The 648-nt window shown below is 58.0% G+C and carries 2 protein-coding genes; one reads left to right on the top strand and one right to left on the bottom strand.

What is annotated here, in order from left to right:
* A partial coding sequence (locus KEC16_RS19645) for a type I restriction-modification system subunit M N-terminal domain-containing protein (protein WP_211552118.1) occupies positions 1-239 on the bottom strand: 239 nt, incomplete at its 3' end.
* Positions 240-387: 148 nt separating this feature from the next.
* Between KEC16_RS19645 and KEC16_RS19640 the strand changes: the two genes are divergently transcribed.
* Positions 388-648: winged helix-turn-helix domain-containing protein (locus tag KEC16_RS19640; protein ID WP_211552116.1), on the top strand; the 261-nt coding region annotated here is incomplete at its 3' end.

The raw sequence follows: 648 nt of genomic DNA, 5'->3' as shown, positions 1-648 counted from the left end.
GCCCAGAAATGGCCCTCGGGGATATGGAAACGATGCTCGTCCCTATGCGCCGCCAACTTGGCGTCGCCATAGGTCACCATGCGCTGCTCGAACTCCTCTTCCCACACATCGCACAGGCGCTTGTAGAACAGCAGCCCGAAAATATAGTGCTTGTAGTCGGCAGCATCGATGGAGCCGCGCAGGATGTCCGCCGCGCCCCACATATGGTTCGAAAGCTGTTGAAGCGTCAAGATCGCCATAATATCCCCTAGGTGCCTGTGGTGCGGACTCTAACGGCCCGTCGCAGATTCGGCAATCTCCTCCCCGGCCCAAGATGATCATTGGTGGATTGACCATGGTCCAGCACACCTTCACTCTGTTGCCGCCAAGAGTGGACGGGAGGGCGTTGTGGCGATTCCAGATTTTCAGACCCTTATGCTGCCGGTACTGAAGGTGGCCGCCGAGGGTGAGCAGCGTATATCCGACGTGGTGACACGTTTGGCTGACGATTTCGGCCTATCGTCCGAGGAGCGATCCCACCTGTTGCCGTCAGGACGCCAGACTACCTTCGCCAATCGTGTCCATTGGGCGATGGACTTGCCCGGAAAGAGTGGAGAGCGTTTCTCTGTCTATGCAGCTTCGGCCTCGAAGCGGCACGGGCTTTTATAT

It is taken from the genome of Magnetospirillum sulfuroxidans, assembly GCF_018224925.1.
GTDB classification, from domain to species: domain Bacteria; phylum Pseudomonadota; class Alphaproteobacteria; order Rhodospirillales; family Magnetospirillaceae; genus Magnetospirillum; species Magnetospirillum sulfuroxidans.
The sequence above is the reverse complement of the archived record's forward strand: the minus strand, read 5'-3'. Positions and strand labels throughout refer to the sequence as shown.